This is a genomic window from Herbiconiux sp. FW305-C-125 (assembly GCF_058783455.1).
The window spans coordinates 96,401-114,827 of the sequence record NZ_JBYSYO010000011.1 but is presented as its reverse complement, the minus strand read 5'-3'; the positions used below and the strand labels follow the sequence as shown (position 1 = coordinate 114,827).

The window sequence follows — 18,427 nt, the reverse complement described above, 5'->3', positions numbered from 1 at the left end:
CTGCTCACGCGGCACGCCCGTCGAGGAGCGCCAGCTCGTCAGGGGAGAGGCCGAGCGACGCGGCGGCCACCGAATCGTGGATGCTCTCCGCCCGACTCGCCCCCGGTATCGGGATGAGGCACGGCGACGTCGCCAGCAGCCACGCGATCGCCACCCGCTGCGGCGACACGCCCCGCGCCCGCGCCACGGCGGCGAAGGCGCCGCCGGCGCCGGCGGGTGCGCCGAACGACTTCGCCGCGCGCATGCCGCCGAGCGGGCCCCAGGCGAGGAACGCCAGCCCGAGGCGCTCGCACTCGCGCAGCACCGGCTCGCTGCCACGGGCCGCGGGGGAGTACTCGTTCTGCACGCTCACCAGGTGCGGGCCGAGCATCCGCACCGCCTGATCGAGCTGGGCGAGGTCGACGTTCGACACCCCGAGTCGCAGCACGACGCCATCCGTCACCAATTGCCGCAGCGCGCCGAGCGACTCGGCGAACGGCACCCGCGGGTCGGGGCGATGCAGGTGGTAGAGCGGCAGCGCGTCGAGCCCCAGACGGCGAGCGGATGCCCGGGCCGCCGCCGCGAGGTGCTCCGGCGACCCGTCGATCCACCAGCTCGCGTTCTCGTGGCGGGTGTGCCCGCCCTTCGTCGAGACGACGACCGTTCCGGCGTCGCGTCCGGCGGCGCGGACGGCGGCGACGAGTGCCCGCTCGTTCACGCCCAACTCGCTCGACGGGCCGTAGCTGTCGGCGGTGTCGAACAGGGTGACCCCCGCAGCCACCGCGGCCCGCACCGCCGCGAAACCCGACGCGAGATCGGTCGTGGGTGTCTGCGTGAGCGTCATCGCGCCCATGCCGATGCACGACACCTCGAGGTCGCCGATGCGGCGCGTGGGCAGGCTCACTTGCCGACCGTCGTCCAGCCGCCGTCGACCGCGAGGCACTGGCCGGTGACGAAGGTGGCGTCGCAGAGCAGGTAGCAGATCGCAGCCGCCATCTCGGCGGGCTCGGCGAGCCGGCCGAGCGGGGTGCGTGCCTCGACGGGTGCCAGATCGTAGCCGGTGGCCACGAGATCCTGCACCATCGGGGTGCGGGTGTGGCCGGGCGCGACCGAGTTCACGCGCACGCCGAGCGGTGCCCACTCGATGGCGAGGTTCTCGGTGAGCTGCCGCACCGCGGCCTTCGCCGGGCCGTAGTCGGACTGCTTCGCCCAGCCGCGGTAGGCGGTGGTCGACGAGATGGTGACGATCGACGCGGGCCGACCATCCAGCCGGGCCACCACCGCGCGCGCGACCGAGAGGGTCGCCACGACGTGCACGTCGTACACCCGCCGCACCTGATCGAGATCGAGCTCGGCGGCCGGCACGAACGCTCCGCGGATGCCGTGGCAGGTCACGAGCCCGGTCGCCGTGCCCGCCCGCACTTCGGCCGCCGCCACCGCCGCGTGCACGGCGGCTTCGTCGGTGAGGTCGAGACTCTCGGAGTGCACCCCCTCGGCGTCGGCCGGTGCGAGGTCGAACACCGTCACCGCGTGGCCGCGCCCCCGCAGCTCCGCGACCACGGCGGCGCCGATGCCGCTTGCGCCGCCGGTGACGATCGTGTGGGGGCCGATCGTGCTCGAATCCATTCGTCCTCCTCGACGTGGAGCGATGCGTGCGTGGTGCCGCCTCGGGGCGCTGGGGGCGAAGAGCGCCGGCGGCGTCGAGAGAGCCGATGCCGGGGGTGCCGCATCGCCTGCGGGCCATGTTAGTGTAGCCACCAAGCAAACGCTAGGTCAGCGGTCGCAACGACGCGAAGAAGGAGCAGGATGACCGGCAAGGTGATGAGCATCGACGAGGCGGTGTCGGGCGTGCGAAGCGGCATGACCGTCGGCATCGGCGGCTGGGGGTCGCGTCGCAAGCCGATGGCGCTGGTGCGCGCTCTGCTGCGCACCGACGTGACCGACCTCACGGTGGTGGCGTTCGGTGGCCCCGACGTGGGGTTGCTCGCGCGGGCCGGCCGCATCCGCAAGCTCGTCTACGGCTTCGTCTCGCTCGACAGCATCCCACTCGATCCGCTCTTCACCGCGGCGCGCGAGGCAGGCGCCCTCGAGGTCGAGGAGTACGACGAGGGGATGTTCGTGGCCGGCCTCCGTGCCGCCGCCCAGCGCCTCGACTTCCTGCCGATCCGCGCCGGCCTCGGCTCCGACGTGATGGCAGCGAACCCGAACCTCGCCACCGTGGCGTCGCCCTACTCCGACGAGGTGTACGCCGCGATGCCGGCCCTGCCGCTCGATGTCGCGCTGGTGCACGTGAACCGGGCCGACGCATCCGGAAACGCGCAGTTCCTCGGGCCCGACCCCTACTTCGACGACCTCTTCGCCATGGCCTCCGACCGCACCATCGTGTCGGCCGAGCGCGTCGTGCCCACCGAGCGACTGCTCGACGAGGCGTCCTTCCACACCCTGCTGTTCAGTCGGATGTTCGTCGACGGCGTCGTCGAGGCCCCGCGCGGAGCGCACTTCACCTCGTGCGAGCCGGATTACGCCCGCGACGAGGCGTTCCAGAAGCACTACGTGGCCAGCGCGAAGGAGCCCGCGCTCTGGGACGCCTTCGCCGCCGACTACCTCGCCGGTGACGAGGCCGCCTATCTCGCGGCCGTCGACCGGTTGCATGCGGATGCCCGGGCGGAGGTGCGCGCATGAGCGACGCCAGCGCGGCGAGCGCCCCCGACGCCACCACCACCGCACTCGCCCCCGTGACCATCGCCGAGATCTGCGTCGCCGCCTGCGCCGACACCTACCGCGACTCGGGCGAGGTGCTCGCCCACGCGGTGGGCACCATCCCCACCATCGGCGCCCGGCTGGCCAAGCTCACCAGTGCGCCCGACATCGTGCTCACCGACGGCGAGGCCTTCCTCATGGCCGAGCCGCCGCCCCTCGGCAGGTCGGCGGCTGCCGGCGGGGTGATCGAGAGCTGGGCGCCGTTCCGCCGCATCTTCGACATCCTCGCCACCGGCCGGCGCCAGAGCATGATGGGTGCCAGCCAGATCGACCGCTTCGGCAACCAGAACATCTCCCTGATCGGCGACTGGGCGAAGCCGAGCCGTCAGCTCATCGGCGTGCGCGGCGCCCCCGGCAACACCGTCAACCACCGCGTCGACTACTGGGTGCCGCGGCACAGCACCCGCACCTTCGTGGAGCGCGTCGACATGGTGTCGGGCGTCGGCAACGACCGCGCCGCCGCCGGCGGCCGGGCCCTGCGCTTCCACCGTCTCGGCGTGGTGGTCACCGATCTCGCGGTGCTCGGTTACGACGCCGACGGCGCGCTCACCGTGCTGTCGATCCACCCCGGCGTCGAACCCGCAGCCGTGGCCGAGGCGACGGGGTTCCCCATCGAGGTCGAGGGCAAGCCCGCCACGCGGCTGCCCGACGACGAGGAGCTGCGGCTCATCCGCGAGGTCATCGACCCGCGCGGCGCACGGTCGCGCGAAGTGCCGAAATGAGCGCCGGATGCGCGCGGCAGGCCGACGGGCATCCGCCGGTCGACCGCTGCGCGCGCCCGCGTCAGGCCGTGGCGTCGCGGCTGCTGAGGAGGCCGTTGTGCAGCAGGTCGAGGTAGTTCTCGGCCAGGCTCTCCGCCGTGTGCCGGCCACCCGGCCGGAACCAGCGGATGGTCGACCACACCGAGTCGCGGATGAAGCGGTACGCCACCGGGGCATCGATCGCCTGCCGGAACACCCCCAGCCGCTGGCCCTCGCGGATCTGCTCGAGCCAGATCGTCTCGATGCGCGCACTCGCCTCGCCCACGAACTCGAAGCCCGGCTGGGTGGAGAGGAACGAGGACTCGTTCTGGTAGAGGCCCACCGCATCCGGTTCGCTGACGATGGTGGTGAAAGCGTGCTCGATCAGCCGGTCGAGGGTGTCGCGGGGGTTGCCGGCCTCGGCCTGGATGGCTTCGAAGCTCTCGAGCAGGCGGCCCATGAAGCCGCGCAGGATCTCCTGGAGCATCGCCTCCTTGGAGGAGAAGTGGTGGTAGAGGCTGCCCGAGAGGATGCCGGACTCGTCGGCGATGTCGCGAACGGTCGTGGCCGAGTAGCCTCGAGAGGCGATCAGCCGGGTGGCGATGGCGAGAATCTGCTCCCGTCGGTCGGAAGCCGGTTCCGAGCGAGTCGTCCGCGTGACCATCGGAACTCCTTTTCGATCAGGCTGTTGCCAAGCGTTTGTTCAAGTGTGCCGCACAATCATCGTCGATTCGTGCACGTCAGGGAAGGGCGACCATCATGTCCCTCGATCACTCCGCCGTTCGAGTCGCGGTCCCCGCGGCGTCCGGGCCTGCGAACGGCGGCGCCGTGACGCTCTCCGCCGCGCAGACCATCCCCGCGCTTCTGGCCGACGTGGCTCTGCGGGGCGAGCATCCGGCGGTCGTCGACCGCGGGGTGGTGATCGGCTCGCGCGAGCTCGATGAGCGGGTGCGCGCGGTCGCCCGCGCCTACCTGGCGCAGGGCGTCGCGGCGGGCGACCGGGTGGCGGTGTGGGCGCCGAACCGGGTCGAGTTCATCGAGGCGATGCTCGGGGCGCAGTCGATCGGCGCCTCGGTGGTGCCGCTCAACACGCGGTACACGGGGCACGAGGCGGTGACGATTCTGGCGCGGTCGCGGGCATCCGTGCTGGTGCTCGCGGACGGGTTCCTCGGGCGGTCGTTCTCGGGGATGCTGCGGGAGGCGGCCGCGGCGGCGGCCTCGGCGTCGGGTGTGGACGCCGCCGGTGCCCGGGCCGATGCCGGCGCTCGGCCGGGTGCTGGGTCAGGGCCTGTGCCGGGCCTGCCGCACCTGCGGGTGGTGGTGTGCATGGACGACGCGCGGGCCGATTCCGGGCTGCTCGCCTGGCAGGACTTCCTCGCCTCGGGGTCGGCGGTGCCCGAGGAGGCCGTGCGGCGAGCCGCAGCGGCGGTCGGGCCCGACGACGTGGACGACATCCTCTTCACCTCCGGCACGACGGGCCTGCCGAAGGGCGTGATGAGCGCGCACCGGCAGACCATCGGCGTGGCGCGGGCCTGGGCGGCCGGCGCGCGGCTGACGCCGGCCGACCGCTACGCGATCGTGGGGCCGTTCTTCCACGGCTTCGGCTACAAGGCGGGCATGATCTCCGCGCTGCTGGCGGGGGCCGCCATCTATCCGGTCGAGACCTTCGATGCCACGAGCATCCTCGAGCTGGTGCAGCGCGAGCGCATCACGGTGCTGCCGGGGGTGCCGACGATCTTCACGTCGATGCTCGATCATCCGCACCTCGCCGACTACGACCTCTCGTCGCTGCGCTTCTCGATCGCGGGGGCGACGGCGGCGCCGGCGACGCTGTTCCGCGACATGGTGCAGGTGCTCGGCTTCGAGACGGTGGCGCAGGCCTACGGCCTGACCGAGTGCGTCGTCGCCACGATGTCGCGGCCGGACGAGTCGCTCGAGCACGCGTCGCAGACCACGGGGCCCGCGGTGCCGGGCATCGAGATCCGGGTGGTCGACGAGGCCGGGCGGGACCGGGCGGTCGACGAAGACGGCGAGATCCTGCTGCGCGGCGACGACGTCATGCTCGGGTACTTCGAAGACGAGGAGGCGACCCGGGCCGTGGTCGACGACGACGGCTGGTTCCACACCGGAGACATCGGGCGGCTCGACGAGCACGGGTGCCTGAAGATCACCGACCGGTTGAAGGACATGTTCATCGTCGGCGGGTTCAACGTGTACCCGGCGGAGGTCGAGAACGTGCTGCGTCAGCATCCGGCCGTCAACGAGTCGGCGGTGATCGGCATCGACGACCGGCGGATGGGGTCGGTGGGCCGCGCCTACGTGGCACTCCTGCACGACGTGCCGAGCCCCGACGCGGCCGAGCTCGACGCCTTCTGCCGGCAGCGCCTGGCGAACTTCAAGGTGCCGCGCGAGTTCGTATTCGTGGAGGACTTCCCGCGCAATGGCACGGGCAAGATCATGAAGTCCGAGCTGCGTGACGCGGCGGCCGCCGAGGGGGCGTCGCCGGCCTGATGAGTTACTACCGGAATGAGGTGGACCGACCCCATATACGGCGTCGGTGGCACGCATTTCGGTAGTAACTCGTCGCACCCTGCGCGGCGGTGGCGTGTAACTCTGCACATGTGAGGGAGTGACGCCGTATATCGCACCGGTTGCGCGCATCTGCAGAGTTACACGCCATACTGCCCGCGGGAGGACGGCCGCCAGGCGGGGTCAGGCGCGGCGCTCGGGCTCGGGGGCTGCGGCGAGGCCGACCGGGGCGAGCTGGTCGGCGAGGGGGCCGTCGATCGCGGCCGCGATGGCGGCAGCATCCCAGTCGGGGCGCTCGACCACCGCGCGCACCTGCGGCGGGGTGAGGAGGCCGAGGCGGTCGCCGTCGAAGCGCACGACCTGGCCGGTGACGGCGGCCGAACGCGGACCGAGCAGGTAGACGACGATCGGCGCGATGCGGTCGGGGGTGGTGCCCTTGTACTCGTCCGGGATGTCCATGCGGTCGGACATCGCCGTGTGCGCCAGCGGTGACACCGCGTTCACTCGCACACCCGTGCCCGCGAGCTCGAGCGCCCAGCCGTAGGTGAGGCTCATCACGGCACCCTTGCTGCCGCCGTAGAGTGCGGTGTCGTCGAGCCCCTGCAGCGATCCGGAGGCGACGTTCACGATCGAGCCCGATCCGGCCGCGCGCATGGCCCGCATCGCGGCGATGCCGCAGTGCACCACGCCGGCGACGTTCACCTCGAGGGTCTCGCGCACCACGTCGGCGGACTGGTCGGCCGGGTGACCCGGATGCAGCACGCCCGCGTTGTTGACGAGTCCGTCGATGCGGCCGAACGCGGCGACGCATCCGTCGACCAGTGCCTGGGCGAATGCCGGATCGGTGACCGAGCCCGCGAGGGCGAGCGCCTCGCCGCCGCCGGCACGGATCGACGCCGCGACCTCCTCGGCGCGCTCCCCCTGCAGGTCGCCGATGACGACCCGTGCGCCGGCCTCGGCGGCCGCCAGCGCGTAGGCGCGCCCGAGCCCCTGCGCCCCGCCCGTGACCACCACGGCCAGCCCGTCGAGGGGCCGCGCATCCGTGCCGGGCATCGTCAGCTCAGCCGCTCGAGCACCATGGCCATGCCCTGGCCGCCCGCCACGCACATGGTCTCGACCGCGAACTGCTCGTCGCGCTCCTGCAGGGCGTGGATGGCGGTGGTGGCGATGCGTGCGCCGGTCATGCCGAAGGGGTGGCCGAGCGCGATGGCGCCGCCGTTCACGTTCACGCGGTCGGGGTCGATGCCGATGTCGTCGATCGAGGGCAGCACCTGAGCGGCGAACGCCTCGTTGATCTCGAGGATGTCGATGTCGCCGATCGACATCCGCGCGTTCTGCAGGGCGCGGGCGACGGCGGGCACCGGGCCGAGCCCCATGATCTCGGGGCTCACCGCCGAGACCGCGGTCGAGACGATGCGGGCGAGCGGCGTGAGCCCGAGCTCGGCGGCGCGGGTGTCGCTCATGATGACGAGCGCGGCGGCGCCGTCGTTGAGCGGGCAGCAGTTGGCTGCGGTCACCGTGCCGTGCGGGCGGAAGACGGGCTGCAACCCCGACACGCCCTCGAGCGTGACGCCCGCGCGCGGACCGTCGTCGCGCGAGACCACCGTGCCGTCGGGCAGCGTGACCGGCGTGATGTCGCGCTCCCAGAAGCCGCGGGCGGCAGCCGCTTCGGCGCGGTTCTGGCTGCGCACCGCCCACTCGTCCTGGGCGACGCGCGAGACGCCGCGCAACTGGGCGACGTTCTCGGCGGTGTCGCCCATCGCGATGTAGATGTCGGGCACCAGGCCCTCGTCGCGCGGGTCGCTCCAGGTGAGCGAGGGGTCGTCGGCGAGCATCCGGGTGCGTTCGGCCGCGGCGGCGTAGTCCGGGTGCTTCGTGTCGGGCAGACCGTCGGACTTGCCGCTGCCGAACTGCGACACCGTCTCCACCCCGGCCGAGATGAACACGTCGCCCTCGCCCGCCTTGATCGCGTGCAGTGCCATGCGCGTGGTCTGCACCGACGAGGAGCAGTAGCGGTGCACCGTGGTTCCGGGCAGGGTGTCGTAGCCGAGCTGCATCGCCACGATGCGGGCCAGGTTGTAGCCCTGCATGCCGGCCGGCTGGGCGCAGCCGAGCATGAGGTCGTCGATGGTGGCGGGGTCGAGCTCGGGCACCGCGTCGAGGGCGGCGCGCACGATCTGCACCGCCAGGTCGTCGGGGCGGATCTCGCGCAACGATCCCTTGTAGGCGCGCCCGATGGGCGAGCGGACGGCCGAGACGATCACGGCTTCGGTCATGGTGTGACTCCTTCGGGTGCGTCCGGCGACGCGGGCGCGACGGTGGGGGCGGATGCGGGGGCCGCGGCGGTGGACGCAGGGACCGCCCCGGCGGCTGGGGTCGCGGCAGGAGCGGTCGCGGCGGATGCGGCGGCTGCGGCACCGGGTGCAGACGCGGCGGCCGGGCGCGAGGGCGCCGCTGCGAACACGTCCGCGTTCGGCGTGTGCTGGAGGAAGGCGGGCCACTCGCCGCCGCCGTCGACGGCGAGCACCGCTCCGGTGACGTGCGCCGCGAGCGGGGAGGAGAGGAGCACGCAGGCGTCGCCGATCTCCTGCGGTGTCGCCATGCGCCCCCGCGGGATGGTGGCGGCCACCGCGGCGTACTGCTCGGCCGAGCCGTAGTGGTCGGCGGCACCCTCCGTGGCCACGAGCCCGCAGCGCACGGCATTGACGCGGATGCGCGGCGCCCACTCCGCCGCGAGCGTCGCCGTGAGGTTCTCGAGCGCGGCCTTCGCGGCGCCGTACACCGCGGTGCCCGGGCTCGGCCGCTGAGCGCTCACCGAGCTGATGTTGATGATCGACCCGTTCGCGTCGCCCGCGTCTGCCGTGTCGCCTGCTCCGCGAGGCCCCTGCCCCGCCATCACCGGATGCACCGCGCGGCTGAGAAAGGCGGCCGAGAGGAAGTTGAGCTCGACGAGCGCCCGCAGGTACCGGGGCGACCCCGCCTCGAAGCGGCCGAACGGTGAGCCGCCCACGTTGTTCACGGCCACGTCGATGCGACCGTGCCGGGTGGCGACGTCGTCGACCCACGCCTGCAGTGCATCCGGGTCGCGCACGTCGACGGCCGTGAACCGCGCAGCACCGACGCCGCCGGGTGACAGGTCGGGCTCATGTCGCGCGCAGTACTCCACCGTCGCGCCCGCCGCGAGGAAGCGTTCGACGATGCCGCGCCCGACGCCACGCGCGCCGCCGGTGACGAGCACGGTCTGGCCGGACAGGTCGAGCATCACGGACATCCGGCCTCCCTCGTCGCGTCGTCGCTGTTCTCGAAACTGTACCAAACAAATGCTAGGTTTGTTGCATGACGGATCAACGCAGACCGGTCACGGTGGTCACGGGTGGCGCCGGCGGCATCGGCGGCGGCATCGTGCGGCGCCTGGCCCGGCGAGGCGACCTCGTCGTCGCGAACGACATCGATGCGGATGCGCTCGCCGCGACCATCGCCGAGGTCGAGCAGGCGGGTGGTCGCGCGGTCGCCGTTCCGGGCGACATCACCGACGACGCGGTGGTGGAGCGGCTGGCCGCGGTCGTCGACGAGCACGGCGGCGCCGACCACCTCGTGAACAACGTGGGCGACTTCCGCCCCGCCAGCCGCACCTTCCTGCACAGCACGCCCGATCACTGGCAGCGGCTCTACGAGCTCAACCTGCGGCACATGTTCACGGTCACGCATGCGCTCCTGCCCGCCATGGTGGAGCGGGGCAGCGGCGCGATCGTGAACGTGTCGACGGTGGAGGCGTACCGGGGCATCCCGGCCAACGCCGTGTACGCCGCTTTCAAGGCCGGAGTGAGCGCCTTCACGCAGAGCCTCGCGGTGGAGCTGGGCGGATCGGGCATCCGCGTGAACGGGGTGGCTCCCGACCTCGCCGACACGGCGCAGACGCCGGCCGCGGCGATGCTGCGGGGGCGCGACCCAGACCTCATCCGCACCTGGTTGCCGCTCGGGCGCTTCGGCGTGCCCGACGACTACGCGCGGGTGGTGGAGTTCCTGCTCTCCGACGCCGCGGGTTTCGTGACCGGCCACGTCATCCCGGTCGACGGCGGCACCCTCGCGGCGAGCGGCTGGTACGCCCGGGCCGACCGCAAGGGCTGGACCAACCTCCCCGACCGCGCATGACTCCTGAAGGGTGGCTGGCGGCACGAGCCGAGATCCACGACACCGTGCTGCGCTACTGTCGGGCCGTCGACCGCGGCGACCTGGCCGGGGTGCGGGCGGTGTACACGGCCGACGGCATCGATCACCACACCGGATTCGACGGCCCAGCGGATGCGTTCGTCGCCTGGCTCGAGGGCAAGCTCGCCCAGTTCGACGGCACGATGCACCTGGTGGGCAACCACCTCGTCGAGTTCGTGGGCGCGAGCGCTTCGGGCGACGTGAGCGAGGCGGTCGCCGAGACGTACGGCACGGCCGTGCACTGGGGCACTCCGCGCGACGACCCCGACCGCAACTTCACGAGCGGCTTCCGTTACGTCGACCACGTCCGCCTCGACGGCGGCCGCTGGCTCATCGCCGAGCGCACCGCCGTGCGCGAGTGGACCCGCACCGACGCCGGCCGCCTCCGCGACCCCGAGGGCCCCGGCCCCCGCGGCACCCGAACGGCGGCCGATCCCCTCGCCGCCCTCCGGGCCCGCGTCGGCCTCGCCTGAGCCCGGGCGTCGCGGCGCACGGATCGCGATCGATGCCGAGCCGCGGCGACGTGGCTTCGAAACAGCACACACTTCCTAGACTCGACGTCATGAACCTCCGCTTCCTCCTCGGCGGGCCGAGAGCTGAGGCATCCGAGCGGGTGGCGCCGTGACGGGGCAACGGGATTCGGCGCATCGGCTCATCCGGGAGTGGCTGCCGGGCGACGCGGCGGAGGAGCGCACGCACGCCGACTTCGTGGCGGCATTCAGTGGGGCGGAGACCCCGCTCGGCCGCGGGCAGGGCGCGACTCACGCCACCGCCTCGTGCGTCGTCTTCGACCCGACCCTGACCGCCACGCTGCTCGTCTTCCATCGCAAGGGCTGCTTCTGGGTGCAACCCGGCGGACATCTCGAACCGGACGACTCCTCGATCCCCCAGGCTGCACTCCGCGAGCTCGAGGAGGAGACGGGCATTCGCGGCCTGCCGGAGCGGTCGATCGTCGCGTACGACCTCGATCACCATCAGCTGCCCGAGGGCTTCGGAGCCTGCCGGTCGCACCTGGACTTCGGGATCGCGGTCATCGTCGACCCCGAGGCGTCGCTCGCTGTCAGCGCCGAGTCGGACGACGTGAGGTGGTGGCCGGTGTCGGCGCTCCCGGGCGACGCCGCGCCAGCACTCGACACGCGCATCCGATCGATCCGGCGACGGGCACGGCGGTCGGCGTCAGGATCGCGGGCCTGACCGTCGGTAGCCTCACACAGCGGTCAGGGATCGTGCCCAGACGAGGGCGACCGCAGCCTCGGCCTCGTCGAGTGACGTCCCTCGGCGTGTGGCGTCGTAGAAGGCGCGTTCGGTCATGCCGACCAGCACCCGCACGAGATCCTTGACGTCGACGTCGACGTCGACATCGATGTCGTCTCCGCCGCGTCGCACGGTGGCGTCGCCGGCGAGGTCTCCGACGCTGTCGACGATGGCCTCGCGCGCGTCTTCCCACAGGGCTGCGATGGCCGGGACGGAGCCCGAGAGGTCGATGGCGGCCTTCATGACGGCACCGTGCCGCTCCCAGAGATCGCGGGTGAGGGCGATCGCGCTGCGGATCGCCCCGCCGGGGGAGTCGGGCACTGCGATGCCCCTCGTGGCGACGGCGCCCGTGAGCTCGACGGTGACGCGCCGCACCAATGCCGCCAGGACGTCGTTCTTCGAGCGGAAGTAGAAGTAGAGCGATGCCCGGGTGAGGCCGGCGGCGCCGGCGATCGTCTCCACGGTCATCGCCTCCGGGCCATGGGCGACGAGCTGCTTCTCGGCCTCGTCGAGGATGGCCATCTCGCGCAACTGCCCCTTCGACGGGCTCCGCACGCGGCGGCCGCTCTCGTCGTAGGTGTAGGGGGGCACGACTCGAGAATACGGGACGACTCAGCGAATCGTCGATGAGTTGACGAAAATCGACGTGGCGTTGATTATTGAGAGATGGAAAAGATCTTCTTCATCACCGGAGCGAGCTCCGGATTCGGGCGAGCATTCGCCGAGGCCGCTCTCGCGGCAGGTCACACCGTCGTCGGCACGGTTCGTCGCCCGGCTGACGCCGCGGAGTTCGCCCTACTCGGTGACCACGGGCGTGCAGTCCCGCTGCTGCTCGATGTCACCGACGACGAGGCCGTGTTCGCCGCGGTGGCCGAGGCCGAACGCGAGGTGGGGCCGATCGACGTGCTGATCGCGAACGCGGGATACGGGCACGAAGGTGTCTTCGAGGAGTCGTCGATGGCCGATCTGCGTCGGCAGTTCGACGTGAACGTCTTCGGAGCCGTCGCGGTGATCCAGGCGGTGCTGCCCGGAATGCGGAGACGGCGCGCCGGTCACATCCTGGGTTTGACGTCCATGGGCGGGCTGATGACGGTGCCGGGGCTGTCGTATTACTGCGGCAGCAAGTACGCCCTCGAAGCCATCCTCGAGACACTCGGCAAGGAGGTGGCCGCGCTGGGCATCCACGTCACCGCCATCGCTCCCGGGTCGTTCCGCACCGATTGGGCGGGCCGATCAATGGTTCGCGCCGATCGGTCCATCGCCGATTACGACGAACTGATGGACCCCATCCGCGCGGCCCGCCAGGAGGCCAGTGGAAACCAGCTGGGCGATCCGGCGAAGGCCGCTCGAGTCGTGTTGTCGATTCTCGACGAGGACGAGCCCCCTGCTCATCTTCTGCTGGGCTCGGACGCCCTTCGCCTGGTCGGCGCTGGTCGCGCCGCCGTCGACGTCGAGATCGCGACCTGGGCCGAGCTGTCGCGGTCGACCGATCGCACTGACGGCGACGGATGATCACCGACCACCCGTCCTGGCGAAGATGGCGAGCGCAGCCGTCGCGCCGATCAACACGGCACCGCCCCAGGCGACGGTCGCGGGGATGCCGATCGCCGCTCCCAGCACGGCCAGGGTGACACCGTTGAAGGTGCTGAGGCCGCTCGAGGCCATACTGAACGCGCCGAGCACCGGGCCACGTTCGGCCGCCGGCGCCGCCAACTGCACGACGCTCTGCGCGATCGAGGTCGAGGCCATGTCTGCGGCGCCGCCCAGGGCCAGGGTCACCAGGGCGACGAGGTAGTCCTGCGTGAGCGCGAAGGCCACGATGGTGGCCCCGAACACCGCGGTGCTGATGAAGGCGGAGCGCGCGTCGGGCCGGACGGCGCCGGTGGCTTCCATGAGGAATCCGCCCAGCACCCCGCCTGCCCCGGTTGCGAACAGCAGCATTCCGTAGGAGAGGCCGCTGTCTCCCGTGCCCAGAGCCATCGCGAAGTGGGGCATGGATGCTTGGAGCGAGCCTCCGACGCAGACGGCGCTCGCCCCGGCGAGCAGGATCATGCTGACGAGGAGCCTCTGCGACCGGAGTTGCGCGACGATCCGCAGAGTGGCAGGAAAGGACATCCTCCCGCGCGTGACGACGCCATCCCGGATGTGCCCGGTGAGGCGGGTGCGCAGCAGCACGATGCTGAGCGGCAGGTAGAAGAGCGCGTTGATGAAGATGCCGGCCACCGGGCCCACGCCCAGCAGCAGAACCGAGCCGACGACCGGCCCGAACAGCACGCCCAGGCTGCGAAAGGTCGCATTCATGCGAACGGTGCCCGGGAGGTCGTCGCGATCGGCGAAGTCGTGCAGCATCATCTGCTCGGCCGGGCGCCACAGGGCGCCCGCCATTCCGTGTGCGAGCAGCAGTAGGCAGGCGGCCCAGACGTTCAGGGTGCCTGACCAGATCAGCAGGCCCCAGGTCACCGAGACCAGGAAGAACGTGCCCTGCGCGATCTGGATGAGCCGACGACAGTCGAATCGTTGGGCCAGGGCGCCGAACTGCACGGAGAACAGCAGGGAGGGGAGCCAGTGGCTGATCACCTGGAAGCCGACGAGGGCCGGGGAGTGGAAGGTCTCCCAGAGCACCCAGTAGCTGATGACGTGCTCGATGTTGTCGCCCATCATGGCCACGCCCCCGCCGATGAGATAGGCGCGCGACCGCCGGTTCCTGGGAGCGGCGAAACGGGTGGGTCGTGAGGTGCGGAGAGCGGGATCGGTGGACGACGGCATGGGACTCCTCTGTGGGCGACGATCGTGCGTCGCCATAACGGGACACGATGCCTCGTTATTGAGAGTATTACGAGACGCAGTGTCTCGCAAATCGGCTGACCGCTCGGCTCGTCAGCTCCACGCCCGCAGGAGTGTCGCGACGTGCCCGGCGAGCATGTCGTCGTCGGGGGGCGCCGGCCGAAGCAGCACATGGCTGAGCAGCGGCCCGGTCAGCTGGTCGGCCGCCAGCGTCAGGTCGGGGAGCCCGGGGAGGTCGGATGCGAGCGATTCAAGGAGATGCCGCGACGTCGTCCCGAGGAGGTCGGCATCCTGAACCAGCGCGCGGACAGAGGCATCGTGCTGCGCCTCACCGATCAAGGCGCGATAGGCCAGTCCCGAGGGGTCGTCGCAGAGAAAGCCCCGCCACTGGGCGAGAAACCTGAGCAGATCGGATCCGGGGTCACCGGAGTGGTCGAACGCGAGCGCTTCGGCGGCGTCGATCGTGGTCGCCTCCATCAGGATCTCGGCTTTGGTCGCCCACCACCGGTAGACGGTCTGGCGACCGACGCCCGCACGCTCGGCGATGCCCTTCATTGTCATGGCGGCGTATCCGACGTCGACGAGCATCTCGTCGACCGCGTGCAACACGGCTTCGCGCGCCTCGGCGCTGCGGGGCCGCCCGGCTCGGGTCGGGGCCATCGGATGCGCACTCGTCTCGCTCACGTGCCCATCGTATCGAGGCACCGCGCACCGAAAGAGGGCTGCGCGCCCCGGCCGGCATCACGGTTCGCCGTCGGGATCGCCGCTCATGACGCGTCCGTCGTGGCGCCGACCGTCTGCTCGGACGGCATGGCCGGGGCGCCCGATGCGCGCTTCAGCCCCACGAAGCCCAGGCCGAACGCGAGGAAGCCCAGTGCGGTGAGCGCTGCCGCGGCGACTGGAATGGTGGCGCCACCCGGATCCAGCGCGAGGACGGCCGCCGCGGTCAGGGGCGCCAAGGCGATGCCGGCGTAGAGCGCCGTACTGAACCAGGAGATCGCGATGGATGCGGTCGGCGGGTCCACCGTGAGCAACCGATGCTGCAGCGGCACGAGCGCGGCGAAGGCGGCGAGGCCCCAGACCATGAATCCGATCGCCAGCCCCACGAATCCGCGGCCCGCGAAGGTGATCGCGACCAGGGCGAGAACGTCGAGGACGATGAAGACGCCGCCGACGCGTCGGTTGCCGAAACGGTCGGTGAGGGGGCCGCTGACGCTGTTGCCGACGACGGCCATGACGCCGGCGGCGAGCAGGAGGATGGCGAGCTCCGTACCTTGATAGCCGGTGAAGACCGCGCTGAAGGTGAAGGTGAGGTTGAAGCCGGCTCCGACGAGAGCGGTGGCCAGCAACGGCGTGACGATTCGCGCGTCACGGAGCGCGGACAGTCGCCGCGCGATCGAGACGGGACGCTCGGCGGGGATGCGGCGCAGCAGGAGGAGGATGACCGGCAGGGTGGCCGCCCCGAGCACACCGATCCCGAGCATCGGCGTGCGCCAGCTCGACCCCGCGGCGACCGCACTGCTCAACGGTGCGCTGACCGCGGTGGCGAGGGTGAAGCCGATTCCGACGACGGCGAGCGCCCGCCCGCGCAGAGCGGGTGGCGTGATGGCGGCGCCCGCGGCGGTGGCGGTCGGAATCAGTGCGGCACCGCCGATGGCGGCCACGACGCGTCCGGCCGCGAACACGACGAAGGTCGGGGCGACCGCCGAGACGGCGACGCCGACGACGAAGACTCCGAGTGCCCCCGCCATGAGTGTCGTCCGCGAGATGCGGGACCCCGCAACCGCGATCACCGGTGCGAACACCGCGATGACGAGCGCGTAGATCGTGATCGTGTAGCCGATCAGGGTCGGCGTAGAGTCGAGGTCGGACGCGATCGCCGGCATCACGCCCGCGATCGCGAAGGAGTAGCTGCCCACGAGGAACAATGCGAAGGCCAAGGTCGACCACCGTGCGGCGAGTGCGACCGTCGAGCTGGATGGTTGGATGGAAGTCATACCGTCACGATAGGCCATAGTATTGCCAAAACCAAACCATTTTTGACGAGGATGCGCATGACCGATGAGGTGCAGCACGAACCACAGCCGCCGCTGAGAGTCGAGGATCTCCGTCTCACCGACATCCTGCAGACGCTGAGCGATCCGAGCCGCCTCCTCGTCGTGCAGCGCCTCGCGGACGGCGGATGGCACTCCCTCGGCGTCGACGCCTGGGGCGGGCTCCACAAGTCCACCGTGACGCACCACCTGCGGTCACTGCGTGATTCCGGGCTGGTCGAATACCGGATGGTGGGGCGCAACAAGGAGCTGCGACTGCGACACGAGGCGGTGGAATCGCGGTTCCCGGGGCTTCTCGCGGGGGTCCTCAGTGCTGAGGCCGTCTCGGACGTGCAGCCAGACGCCTAGCGGCCGGCGGGGAGCGGCCGGGGGGATCGGGTCAGTCGACGAGATCGACGACGACCTTGCCGCGGAGGCCACCTCGTTCTAAGGCGGTGAGGGCCGCGGGCGTCTGGGCGAAGGGGAACACCCGCCCGACGACCGGATGCAGGACGCCCGCGTCGATGAGGGCCGCGATCTCGCTCAGCTGTGCACCATCGGCCCGCACCCAGAGGAACGAGTAGTGCACGCCCAGGCGTGCGGCCTGCCGGCGCACCTTGGCGCTCAGGGCCGTGATCGCCAGGCGCAGCCCGGCGTTCGCGCCGATCGCGCGGGCGAAGGCCTGGTCCGGCGGCCCGGCGATCCCGATGGCGAGCCCACCGGGGCGAAGCACGCGGAGCGACTTCTCGACGTTCTTCCCGCCGATGCCGTCGATGACGAGATCGATGTCGGAGAGCAGCGTCTCGAAGTCCTGCGATCGGTAGTCGATCACCTCGTCGGCGCCGAGCCCACGCACGAACTCGGCATTCGACGCGCTCGCCGTGGTCGCGACGCGGGCGCCGAGATGCTTGGCCAGTTGGATGGCGACCGAACCGAATCCGCCGGCCCCGCCGTGGATGAGCACCCGCTGGCCGGGCTTCACGTCGGCGCGCCCGACGAGGGCCTGCCACGCCGTGAGGGCGACCAGTGGGAGGGATGCCGCCTCGACCATGCTCAGCGTCGCCGGCTTCAGGGCGACGTCGGCCTCGGGGATGGCGATGCGCTCGGCGAAGCCGCCGATGCGGAAGTCGGCGGGCCGCGCGAACACCTCGTCGCCGACCGCGAATCGGGTGACCGAGGAGCCGATGGCTTCGACGACTCCGGCGACCTCGTGACCGAGGGTGAGGGGGAGGTCGTAGCGCAGCAGCGCCTTGAAGTCGCCGTGGGCGAGCCTGAGGTCGAGCTGGTTGACCCCGGCGGCCCGCACGCGCACCAGTATGTCGTGCGCACCGGCGATCGGCTCCGGGACGTTCGCTTCGGCGATCTCCCCCCGGTAGCGGTCGATCTGGAAAGCCCTCATCGTCATCGTCTCCTCGAGTCATCGTGAATAATACTGAGGCTACTCAGTTATGACTGGAATCGCAAATGAGCGCGACACTGAAACGCGATAGGATGGGGGCGCCATGACCGAGACCGACGTCACCCCCGTTCCGCTGGGTCGCCGTGAGCGCAACAAGCAGCTGAAGCTCGAGCGCATCATCGCGGCCGCCGACGACCTCTTCGGCGCGCACGGCGTCGACGAGGTCACGACGCAGCAGATCGCCGATGCCGCCGACATCGGCACCGGCACTCTCTTCCTCTACGCGAAGAACAAGGCCGAGCTGCTGCTGCTCGTGCAGAACAAGCACTACGCCGAGGCGATCGAGGCCGGGAGCCGAGCGTCAGAAGCGGCCGGCGGATGCCTGAACGGCATCATGGCGATGATCCAGCCGGTCATCGTCTGCAACCGTCGGCAGATCGAGAACGGCCGTACCTATCTTCGGGAGCTCGTCTTCGGCGACCCCGATGAACCCCACCATCGGGCCGGCCTGGAACTGATCGCCCGGCTCGACGACGCGGTCGTCGACATCCTCGTGAGCACGGGCGAACTGCCGCGCACGGATGCCGGACCGCTCGCGCGCGCCATCTCGGCGATCATGTTCGTCAGCCTCGCCTCGCCGATCCACCTGCGTTCCACACCCGAGGAGATCTCGGCCGACATCCGCGAGCAGGTGGGCGTGCTCCTCCGCCGCTGACCACGCCGCGGAGCGACTGAACGCA

Annotated in this window: 20 protein-coding genes; 9 read left to right on the top strand and 11 right to left on the bottom strand. The window is 71.2% G+C overall.

Annotation, left to right across the window (positions count from 1 at the left end; genetic code table 11):
• Positions 1 to 4: 4 nt before the first annotated feature.
• Complete coding sequence (locus tag AC3WLB_RS20635; RefSeq protein WP_492509237.1) at positions 5 to 883, bottom strand: aldo/keto reductase; 879 nt, start codon at positions 881 to 883, stop codon at positions 5 to 7.
• Positions 880 to 1,605, bottom strand: a complete 726-nt coding sequence (locus AC3WLB_RS20630) for an SDR family NAD(P)-dependent oxidoreductase (RefSeq protein WP_492509235.1) — start codon at positions 1,603 to 1,605, stop codon at positions 880 to 882. Before AC3WLB_RS20630 ends, AC3WLB_RS20635 begins: the two co-directional genes overlap by 4 nt.
• Before the next feature lie 180 nt (positions 1,606 to 1,785).
• Between AC3WLB_RS20630 and AC3WLB_RS20625 the strand changes: the two genes are divergently transcribed.
• Both AC3WLB_RS20625 and AC3WLB_RS20620 read left to right on the top strand, forming a co-directional pair.
• Complete coding sequence (locus AC3WLB_RS20625; RefSeq protein ID WP_492509233.1) at positions 1,786 to 2,661, top strand: CoA transferase subunit A; 876 nt, start codon at positions 1,786 to 1,788, stop codon at positions 2,659 to 2,661.
• Entirely contained in the window at positions 2,658 to 3,461 is an 804-nt protein-coding gene (locus AC3WLB_RS20620; protein ID WP_492509231.1) for a CoA-transferase subunit beta, read from the top strand. The genes AC3WLB_RS20625 and AC3WLB_RS20620 overlap by 4 nt, the downstream gene beginning before the upstream one ends.
• Positions 3,462 to 3,522: 61 nt before the next feature.
• On the opposite strand, the gene AC3WLB_RS20615 is transcribed toward AC3WLB_RS20620, so the two are convergent.
• A complete protein-coding gene (locus AC3WLB_RS20615; protein ID WP_492509229.1) occupies positions 3,523 to 4,143 on the bottom strand; it encodes a TetR/AcrR family transcriptional regulator in 621 nt (206 codons plus the stop codon).
• 95 nt (positions 4,144 to 4,238) lie between these two features.
• Here AC3WLB_RS20615 and AC3WLB_RS20610 point away from each other — a divergent pair, with 95 nt between their 5' ends.
• Complete coding sequence (locus AC3WLB_RS20610) at positions 4,239 to 5,990, top strand: AMP-binding protein (protein WP_492509227.1); 1,752 nt, start codon at positions 4,239 to 4,241, stop codon at positions 5,988 to 5,990.
• 201 nt (positions 5,991 to 6,191) lie between these two features.
• On the opposite strand, the gene AC3WLB_RS20605 is transcribed toward AC3WLB_RS20610, so the two are convergent.
• From AC3WLB_RS20605 to AC3WLB_RS20595, 3 genes are read right to left on the bottom strand one after another with little or no spacing between them, the layout of a single operon-like run.
• Entirely contained in the window at positions 6,192 to 7,061 is an 870-nt protein-coding gene (locus AC3WLB_RS20605) for an SDR family NAD(P)-dependent oxidoreductase (protein ID WP_492509225.1), read from the bottom strand.
• A gap of 2 nt (positions 7,062 to 7,063) precedes the next feature.
• On the bottom strand, positions 7,064 to 8,284 hold the full coding sequence (locus AC3WLB_RS20600) for an acetyl-CoA C-acetyltransferase (protein WP_492509223.1): 1,221 nt from the start codon (positions 8,282 to 8,284) through the stop codon (positions 7,064 to 7,066).
• Positions 8,281 to 9,279: an SDR family oxidoreductase gene (locus tag AC3WLB_RS20595; protein ID WP_492509221.1), complete on the bottom strand. Its 999-nt coding sequence runs from the start codon at positions 9,277 to 9,279 to the stop codon at positions 8,281 to 8,283. The genes AC3WLB_RS20600 and AC3WLB_RS20595 overlap by 4 nt, the downstream gene beginning before the upstream one ends.
• A gap of 65 nt (positions 9,280 to 9,344) precedes the next feature.
• Between AC3WLB_RS20595 and AC3WLB_RS20590 the strand changes: the two genes are divergently transcribed.
• The 3 genes from AC3WLB_RS20590 to AC3WLB_RS20580 all read left to right on the top strand — a co-directional run bounded on the left by AC3WLB_RS20590 (position 9,345) and on the right by AC3WLB_RS20580 (position 11,411).
• A complete protein-coding gene (locus AC3WLB_RS20590; protein ID WP_492509219.1) occupies positions 9,345 to 10,160 on the top strand; it encodes an SDR family NAD(P)-dependent oxidoreductase in 816 nt (271 codons plus the stop codon).
• Positions 10,157 to 10,690, top strand: a complete 534-nt coding sequence (locus AC3WLB_RS20585) for a nuclear transport factor 2 family protein (protein WP_492509217.1) — start codon at positions 10,157 to 10,159, stop codon at positions 10,688 to 10,690. The genes AC3WLB_RS20590 and AC3WLB_RS20585 overlap by 4 nt, the downstream gene beginning before the upstream one ends.
• Positions 10,691 to 10,838: 148 nt before the next feature.
• Positions 10,839 to 11,411: an NUDIX hydrolase gene (locus tag AC3WLB_RS20580; RefSeq protein WP_492509215.1), complete on the top strand. Its 573-nt coding sequence runs from the start codon at positions 10,839 to 10,841 to the stop codon at positions 11,409 to 11,411.
• Between the two features lie 12 nt (positions 11,412 to 11,423).
• On the opposite strand, the gene AC3WLB_RS20575 is transcribed toward AC3WLB_RS20580, so the two are convergent.
• On the bottom strand, positions 11,424 to 12,062 hold the full coding sequence (locus tag AC3WLB_RS20575) for a TetR/AcrR family transcriptional regulator (protein WP_492509213.1): 639 nt from the start codon (positions 12,060 to 12,062) through the stop codon (positions 11,424 to 11,426).
• A gap of 75 nt (positions 12,063 to 12,137) precedes the next feature.
• Here AC3WLB_RS20575 and AC3WLB_RS20570 point away from each other — a divergent pair, with 75 nt between their 5' ends.
• Positions 12,138 to 12,983: an oxidoreductase gene (locus AC3WLB_RS20570; protein WP_492509211.1), complete on the top strand. Its 846-nt coding sequence runs from the start codon at positions 12,138 to 12,140 to the stop codon at positions 12,981 to 12,983.
• Here AC3WLB_RS20570 and AC3WLB_RS20565 read toward each other — a convergent pair whose 3' ends face one another.
• From AC3WLB_RS20565 to AC3WLB_RS20555, 3 genes are all read right to left on the bottom strand, one after another.
• Complete coding sequence (locus tag AC3WLB_RS20565; RefSeq protein WP_492509209.1) at positions 12,984 to 14,237, bottom strand: MFS transporter; 1,254 nt, start codon at positions 14,235 to 14,237, stop codon at positions 12,984 to 12,986.
• Between the two features lie 111 nt (positions 14,238 to 14,348).
• Positions 14,349 to 14,939, bottom strand: a complete 591-nt coding sequence (locus AC3WLB_RS20560) for a TetR family transcriptional regulator (RefSeq protein ID WP_022896945.1) — start codon at positions 14,937 to 14,939, stop codon at positions 14,349 to 14,351.
• An 83-nt stretch (positions 14,940 to 15,022) separates the two neighbouring features.
• Complete coding sequence (locus AC3WLB_RS20555) at positions 15,023 to 16,252, bottom strand: MFS transporter (RefSeq protein ID WP_051047878.1); 1,230 nt, start codon at positions 16,250 to 16,252, stop codon at positions 15,023 to 15,025.
• A 57-nt stretch (positions 16,253 to 16,309) separates the two neighbouring features.
• Between AC3WLB_RS20555 and AC3WLB_RS20550 the strand changes: the two genes are divergently transcribed.
• On the top strand, positions 16,310 to 16,657 hold the full coding sequence (locus tag AC3WLB_RS20550; RefSeq protein WP_492509206.1) for an ArsR/SmtB family transcription factor: 348 nt from the start codon (positions 16,310 to 16,312) through the stop codon (positions 16,655 to 16,657).
• Positions 16,658 to 16,688: 31 nt separating this feature from the next.
• Here AC3WLB_RS20550 and AC3WLB_RS20545 read toward each other — a convergent pair whose 3' ends face one another.
• Positions 16,689 to 17,687, bottom strand: a complete 999-nt coding sequence (locus AC3WLB_RS20545; RefSeq protein ID WP_492509323.1) for an NADP-dependent oxidoreductase — start codon at positions 17,685 to 17,687, stop codon at positions 16,689 to 16,691.
• Positions 17,688 to 17,790: 103 nt separating this feature from the next.
• Between AC3WLB_RS20545 and AC3WLB_RS20540 the strand changes: the two genes are divergently transcribed.
• Positions 17,791 to 18,402 (top strand): TetR/AcrR family transcriptional regulator, encoded by a 612-nt coding sequence (locus AC3WLB_RS20540; protein WP_492509204.1) that lies wholly within the window; start codon positions 17,791 to 17,793, stop codon positions 18,400 to 18,402.
• The last annotated feature ends 25 nt before the right edge of the window (positions 18,403 to 18,427 follow it).

Excerpts from the sequence above, each read along its gene's own strand:
- AC3WLB_RS20630 (WP_492509235.1), bottom strand. The coding sequence starts at position 1,605 with ATGGATTCGAGCACGATCGGCCCCCACACGATCGTCACCGGCGGCGCA.
- AC3WLB_RS20625 (WP_492509233.1), top strand. The coding sequence starts at position 1,786 with ATGACCGGCAAGGTGATGAGCATCGACGAGGCGGTGTCGGGCGTGCGA.
- AC3WLB_RS20620 (WP_492509231.1), top strand. The coding sequence starts at position 2,658 with ATGAGCGACGCCAGCGCGGCGAGCGCCCCCGACGCCACCACCACCGCA.
- AC3WLB_RS20615 (WP_492509229.1), bottom strand. The coding sequence starts at position 4,143 with ATGGTCACGCGGACGACTCGCTCGGAACCGGCTTCCGACCGACGGGAG.
- AC3WLB_RS20610 (WP_492509227.1), top strand. The coding sequence starts at position 4,239 with ATGTCCCTCGATCACTCCGCCGTTCGAGTCGCGGTCCCCGCGGCGTCC.
- AC3WLB_RS20605 (WP_492509225.1), bottom strand. The coding sequence starts at position 7,061 with ATGCCCGGCACGGATGCGCGGCCCCTCGACGGGCTGGCCGTGGTGGTC.
- AC3WLB_RS20600 (WP_492509223.1), bottom strand. The coding sequence starts at position 8,284 with ATGACCGAAGCCGTGATCGTCTCGGCCGTCCGCTCGCCCATCGGGCGC.
- AC3WLB_RS20595 (WP_492509221.1), bottom strand. The coding sequence starts at position 9,279 with ATGTCCGTGATGCTCGACCTGTCCGGCCAGACCGTGCTCGTCACCGGC.
- AC3WLB_RS20590 (WP_492509219.1), top strand. The coding sequence starts at position 9,345 with ATGACGGATCAACGCAGACCGGTCACGGTGGTCACGGGTGGCGCCGGC.
- AC3WLB_RS20585 (WP_492509217.1), top strand. The coding sequence starts at position 10,157 with ATGACTCCTGAAGGGTGGCTGGCGGCACGAGCCGAGATCCACGACACC.
- AC3WLB_RS20570 (WP_492509211.1), top strand. The coding sequence starts at position 12,138 with ATGGAAAAGATCTTCTTCATCACCGGAGCGAGCTCCGGATTCGGGCGA.
- AC3WLB_RS20565 (WP_492509209.1), bottom strand. The coding sequence starts at position 14,237 with ATGCCGTCGTCCACCGATCCCGCTCTCCGCACCTCACGACCCACCCGT.
- AC3WLB_RS20555 (WP_051047878.1), bottom strand. The coding sequence starts at position 16,252 with ATGACTTCCATCCAACCATCCAGCTCGACGGTCGCACTCGCCGCACGG.
- AC3WLB_RS20550 (WP_492509206.1), top strand. The coding sequence starts at position 16,310 with ATGACCGATGAGGTGCAGCACGAACCACAGCCGCCGCTGAGAGTCGAG.
- AC3WLB_RS20545 (WP_492509323.1), bottom strand. The coding sequence starts at position 17,687 with ATGAGGGCTTTCCAGATCGACCGCTACCGGGGGGAGATCGCCGAAGCG.
- AC3WLB_RS20540 (WP_492509204.1), top strand. The coding sequence starts at position 17,791 with ATGACCGAGACCGACGTCACCCCCGTTCCGCTGGGTCGCCGTGAGCGC.